This is a genomic window from Nocardiopsis lucentensis DSM 44048, from assembly GCF_000341125.1.
Lineage (GTDB): Bacteria > Actinomycetota > Actinomycetes > Streptosporangiales > Streptosporangiaceae > Nocardiopsis > Nocardiopsis lucentensis.
Map to the genome: position 1 here is coordinate 1 of NZ_ANBC01000920.1, position 6,521 is coordinate 6,521.

At 73.9% G+C, this 6,521-nt stretch carries 2 protein-coding genes; both read left to right on the forward strand.

Features of this window, described 5'->3' with window-relative positions; genetic code table 11:
- Positions 1-29 precede the first annotated feature (29 nt).
- The gene (locus D471_RS37325; RefSeq protein WP_206538993.1) at positions 30-5,393 is read left to right on the forward strand and encodes an SDR family NAD(P)-dependent oxidoreductase; all 5,364 of its coding nucleotides are present in this window, start codon (positions 30-32) and stop codon (positions 5,391-5,393) included.
- 31 nt (positions 5,394-5,424) lie between these two features.
- The coding region (locus tag D471_RS0131715; protein ID WP_017602340.1) for a beta-ketoacyl synthase N-terminal-like domain-containing protein at positions 5,425-6,521 on the forward strand (1,097 nt) is incomplete at its 3' end.

Genomic DNA, 6,521 nt, shown 5'->3' on the forward strand with positions numbered 1-6,521 from the left:
GGCACCGGACCCTGCCCCGCACGCTGCACGTGGACGAGCCCACTCCGCACGTGGACTGGTCGACCGGAGCGCTCCGCCTGCTCACGGAGAACGTCGACTGGCCGGATCAGCCGACGGGGCCGCGCCGCGCCGCCGTGTCCGCGTTCGGGATCAGCGGCACCAACGCCCACCTGATCCTCGAACAGGCGCCGCTCCCCGCCGAGGCGGAGCAGCCGGAGGAGCCCGTCGACGAGGCGGACGCGTGGAAGGACGTGACGGTCCCGCTGCTGCTCTCGGGCCGCACCGAGGCCGCGCTGCGCGAACAGGCCGCCCGGTTGCGCGGGGACCTACTGGAGCACCCGGAGATGCACCCGGCCGACGCCGGATACACCCTGATCACCGGACGAACGCACTTCGAGCACCGCGCCGCCGTGGTCGGTGAGAGCCGGGAGGAGCTGCTGGAGGCCCTGGACGCGCTGGCGCGGGGCCGGGACCACGCGGTCGTGGTGCGGGGTGAGACCACGGCGGGCCCGGACCAGCGGGTGGTGTTCGTCTTCCCCGGTCAGGGCTCGCAGTGGCCCTCGATGGCGCGCGGCCTGCTCGACCGCTCTCCCGCGTTCCGGGAGACCGCGCGGGCCTGCGACGCGGCGCTGCGCGCCCACCTGGACTGGTCGGTGCTGGACGTGCTGGAGGAGGCCCCGGACGCGCCCCCGCTGAGCCGGGTCGACGTGGTGCAACCGGTGCTGTTCACGATGATGCTGTCGCTGGCCGCGTCCTGGCGGGCGATCGGCGTGCACCCGGCAGCCGTGGTGGGCCACTCCCAGGGCGAGATCGCGGCGGCCTGTGTGGCGGGCGCGCTCTCGTTGGAGGACGCCGCTCGTATCGTCGCCCTACGCAGCCAGGCGTGGCTGACGCTGGCGGGCAAGGGTGGCATGGTCGCGGTCTCGCTTCCGGACGCCGAGCTGCGGGCCAGGCTCGAACCGTACGGTGACCGGCTCTCGGTGGCGGCGGTGAACAGCCCCGGCACCGCGGCGGTGAGCGGCGACGTGGACGCGTTGGAGGAGCTGCTGGCGGAGCTGACCGCCGACGGCGTCCAGGCCAAGCCGGTGCCGGGGGTGGACACCGCTGGTCACTCGGCGCACGTGGACGTGCTGCGCGAACACCTGCTGGAAGTGCTCGCGCCGGTCTCGCCGCGCCCGTCGGACATCCCCTTCTACTCGACGGTGACCGGGGGTCTGCTCGACACCGAGCAGCTGGACGCCGACTACTGGTACCGGAACATGCGCGACCCGGTGGAGTTCGAACGGGCCACACGGGCACTGGCCGCCGACGGCTACGACCTGTACCTGGAGTCCAGCCCGCACCCGATGCTGGCGATGTCGCTGCACGAGACGCTGGCCGACACCGGTGGTCACGGCACGGTGGTGCACACGCTGCGACGGGAGAAGGGCGGCGCCAGAGGCTTCGGCGCGGCGCTCGGCCTGGCCCACGTCAACGGGGTGGCGATCGACGGTGACGCGCTGTTCGGCACCGACTCGCGGCAGGTCGACCTGGCGACCTATCCGTTCCAGCGCGAACGCTACTGGTACCACCCCACGGACGGCGGACGCGGGGACGTGTCCTCCTTCGGCGCGGCCGAAGCGGAGCACCCGCTGCTGGGCGCCGGAATCGAGCTCCCCGAGACGGGCGGGACGGTGTACACGGCGCGGATCGGCGCGGACAGCCGTCCGTGGCTGGCCGACCACGGACTGATGGGCACCACCCTGCTGCCCGCGACGGCGTTCGTGGACCTGGTGCTGTGGGCTGGCGCACGCGTCGGCTGCGGGCACGTCGACGAGCTGACCCTCCAGGCGCCGCTGGTCCTGCCCGAGGAGGGTTCCGTCGAGCTGCGGCTGCTGCTCGACGGCCCCGACGAGGAGGGGCGGCGTACGGTCACCGTGCACTCCCGGGCGGCCGGGGCGGAGTGGGTCCGGCACGCCGAGGCGTCGGTGCTGCCGGTCGCCTCCGGCACCGCTCCCCCCGCACCCGAGGCCCGTCCCGACCTGACCGGGTCGGTGAGCCCGGACGACTTCTACGCGGAGTTCAGCGAGCGCGGCTACGACTACGGCCCCGCGTTCCGGGGTTTCACGGCCGGGGTGCGCGCCGGCGAGGCCGTGTACGCCGAGGTCGCCCTGCCCGGCGGCACGGCCGTGGACACGGGCGGCTACGGGGTGCACCCGGCTCTGCTGGACGCGGCGCTCCAGGCGATGAGCCTCGGCGCGTTCTTCCCCGACGACGGCCGGGCCAGGATGCCGTTCTCCCTGCGCGGGGTGCGGCTGCACTCCGCCGGGGCCGAACGGCTCCGGGTCACCCTCTCCTCGGCCGGGGACGAGGCGGTGCGTCTGCTGTGCGTGGACTCCGCCGGAAACCCCGTGCTGGAGATCGGGGAACTGGTGGTCCGACCCGTCTCCGGTGAGCAGCTGGTCTCCGGGACGCCTGGTCGGGGCGGCCGTGACCTGTACCGGGTCGACTGGGTTCCGCTGCCCAGGCCAGCTGCGGTGCCCCCGCCGCGGTGGGCGGTCGTGGGCGAGGACCACGGCGCACTCGCCAACGTGTTCGAGGGCGCCGCGGGCGGGTGCGCGCGGTACGACGGTCTGGCTGATCTCCTGGCTGAGGAAGGCGCGGGACTGCCCGACGCCGTGGTCGTCTCCTTCCCCGTCTGCCCCGAACCCGACGGCGGGTCGGTACGCGCGGTGCTGGACCGGGCCCTCGGGCTCGTCCAAGAGTGGTCGGCGGCCGGTGAGCGGACCGCCTCGGCCCGGCTGGTGTTCGTCACCAGCGGTGCGGTGGCGGCGGCACCGGGCGAGACCGTGCGGGACACGGCCGCGGCGGCGCTGTGGGGCCTGGTCCGTTCGGCGCAGTCCGAGGAGCCGGACCGCGTGGTCCTGGTCGACGTGGACGGCGCGACCGCGACCGAACCGGCGCTGGCGGCGGCCCTGGCCTCCGGCGAACCCCAACTGGCGGTGCGCGGCACGACCGTGTCCGCGCCCAGGCTGGCTGAGGCGGAACCGGACCGGGACGAACTCGTCCCCCCGGCGGGCGGCGGCGCCTGGCGGCTCTCCCCCGGCGAGGGCACCCTGGAGGGACTGTCGTTGGCGGCCGCCCCCGACGCCGAGAAGCCCTTGGCCCCAGGTCAGGTGCGGGTCGCGGTCCGGGCCGCCGGTCTGAACTTCCGCGACACCCTGATCGCGCTGGGCATGTACCCGGGTGACGGCGTCATGGGAGCGGAGGGGGCTGGTGTCGTCGTCGAGACCGCCCCGGACGTGACCGGTGTGGCCGTCGGCGACCGGGTGATGGGCATGTGGACCGGCGGGTTCGGCCCCCTCGCGGTGGCCGACCACCGGATGGTGGCCCGCATCCCGCTCGGTTGGTCCTACGCCGAGGCGGCCTCCGTGCCCGCGGTGTTCCTCACCTCCTACTACGCGCTGACCCGGCTGTCCGGGGCGCGCGCCGGGCAGTCGGTTCTCGTCCACGCCGCCGCGGGCGGTGTCGGCATGGCCGCCCTCCAACTCGCCGAGCATCTCGGGCTGGAGGTGTACGCCACGGCCAGCCGCGGCAAGTGGGACACCCTCCGGGGGCTGGGCGTGCCCGAGGATCGGATCGGTGATTCCCGCGGGCTCGACTTCGCCGAGCGGTTCCTGACCGCGACGTCGGGGCGGGGCGTGGACATCGTGCTGAACTCTCTGACGGGCGACTTCGTCGACGCCTCCCTGCGGCTGCTGCCGCGCGGCGGGCACTTCCTGGAGCTCGGCAAGGCCGACGTCAGGGACGCCGACCGGATCGCCGCCGACCACCCGGGAACCGCGTACCGGGCCTTCGACCTGGTCCAGGCAGGCCCCGAGGCGGTCGGGGAGATGCTCGCGGAGCTGGTGGAGCTGTTCGAGGCCGGGACTCTGCGCCCCCTTCCGCTGACCGTGCACGACGTGCGGCATGCCCGGACGGCGTTCCGTACGCTCAGCCAGGCCAGGCACACGGGCAAGCTCGTGCTGACCGTCCCCGCCCGGTTCGACGCCCACCGCACGGTGCTGATCACCGGGGGCACGGGCACACTCGGTCAGGCGTTGGCCCGGCACCTGGTCTGCGAGCACGGCGTACGGCACCTGTTGCTCGCCGGCCGCAGCGGAGCGGCTGCCCGGGGTGTGCCGGAACTGGTCGACGAGCTCACCGAACGAGGCGCCCGGGTCCGGGTGGCGTCCTGCGACGCCGCCGACCGGGAGCGGCTGGCCGAACTGCTGGCCGGGGTCCCCGACGAGCACCCGCTCGGCGCGGTCGTCCACACCGCCGGTGTCCTCGACGACGGGACCATCGCGTCGCTGACCACCGAGAGCGTCGACACCGTGCTGCGGCCGAAGGCGGACGCCGTCCTGAACCTGCACGAGCTGACGCGCGACACCGACTTGTCGGCCTTCGTCCTCTACTCGTCCTCCTCGGCGCTCTTCGGCAGCCCGGGGCAGGGGAGTTACGCCGCCGCCAACGCGTTCCTGGACGGCTTCGCCCAGTACCGCGCCGGGCTCGGACTGCCCGCGCTCTCGCTGGCATGGGGACTGTGGGGCAGCAGCAGCCGGATGGCGGACCACCTCGACCAGGGCGACATGCGGCGCCGGTTGAACCGGGGCGGCATCATGCCGCTCACCGACTCCGAGGGACTGGCCCTGTTCGACGCCGCACTGGGCGGGCGGGACGCGCTCCTGGCCCCGGTCCGGATCAACCGGGGGGCGCTGCGCTCGTCCGGCCAGGTCACCCCGTTCCTCAGCGGTCTGGTCGGCGGCGCATCGGGCTCCGGCACCGCCTCGCCGGGTGAGGCCGCCGGTCCCTCGGCGATCGGTGACCGCCTGGCCGGGCTCACCGCCGACGACCAGGCCGGTCTGGTGTTGGCCGAGATCCGCGCCCACGCGGCGGCGGTCCTCGGCCACGGAGCGGACTGGACGATCCCCGAGGACCGGGCCTTCAAGGAGCTGGGCTTCGACTCGCTGACCGCGGTGGAGATGCGTAACCGGTTGGGGGCCGCGACGGGTCTGCGCCTGCCCGCGACCCTGGTGTTCGACCATCCGACACCGGGCGACCTGGCCGCGTACCTGCGGTCCGAACTGGCGCCGAAGGACGGCGCGCCGGAGGGCGACGGCTCCCTCCTGGACGGACTCGACCGTCTGGAGGCCCTGCTGACCTCCCTGGCCGAGGAGGACGCCGGGACCACCGTCCAGGCGGTGGGCGAGGCCGAGCTCCGGCAGGTCTCCGGGCGGCTGTCCGCCCTGGTCGGCCTGTGGGACCGGATCCACGCCAATGTCACCGGGACCGACGGCGACGACGATGTCGCCGCGTCCCTGGAGTCGGCCGATGACGACGAGATCTTCGCATTCCTCGACGAGCGGTTCTGAGCCGCCCGAGCGACAGTACGGGTGAGAACACATGGCCAACGCGAACGAGCAGCAGCTCCGCACCTACCTGAAGCGGGCGACGACGAAACTGCACGAGACCTCGGAGGCGCTGAGGGAGGAACGGGGCCGGGCACGTGAACCGATCGCCGTCGTCGGTATGGCGTGCCGCTACCCCGGCGGCGCGGACACCCCCGAGCGGTTCTGGGACCTGCTCGCCTCCGGCACGGACGCCGTCTCCCCCTTCCCCACCGACCGGGGATGGGACACCGACGGACTGTACGACCCGGACCCGGACGCGGCGGGACGCACCTACTGCCGGGAGGGGGGCTTCCTCCAGGCGGCGGGCGCCTTCGACGCGGGTTTCTTCGGGATCTCACCCCGTGAGGCCACCGCGATGGACCCGCAGCAGCGACTGCTGCTGGAGACCTCCTGGGAGGCCCTGGAGAGCGGCGGGTTCGACCCGCGGTCCCTGCGCGGTAGCCGGACGGGGGTGTACGTGGGCGCCTGGTCCAGCGGTTACACCGACCGGGTGCACGCGCCCTCCGCCGCGCTGGAGGCGGACCTTCTGGCGGGCGGGGTCGTCAGCTTCACCTCGGGTCGGATCTCCTACACGCTGGGGTTCGAGGGTCCGGCGGTGTCGGTGGACACGGCGTGCTCGTCGTCCCTGACCGCGTTGCACATGGCCGCCCAGGCGCTCCGCCAGGGCGAATGCGACCTCGCCCTGGCCGGAGGGGCGACCGTGATGGCGACCCCGACCGTGTTCGTGCAGTTCGCGCGCCAGCGGGGGCTGTCTCCCGACGGGCGGTGCAAGGCGTTCGGTGAGGACGCGGACGGTTTCGGTCCCGGTGAGGGCGCCGGGATGCTGCTCGTGGAACGGCTCTCCGACGCCCAACGCAACGGACACCCCATCCTGGCCCTCATCCGGGGATCGGCCGTCAACCAGGACGGCGCCAGCAACGGCCTGACCGCACCCAACGGCCCCGCCCAACAACGCGTCATCCGCCAAGCCCTGGCCAACGCCGGACTCCGACCCGCCGACGTGGACGCCGTGGAAGCGCACGGCACCGGCACCCGCCTGGGTGACCCCATCGAAGCCCAAGCCCTCCTGGCCACCTACGGCCAGGACCG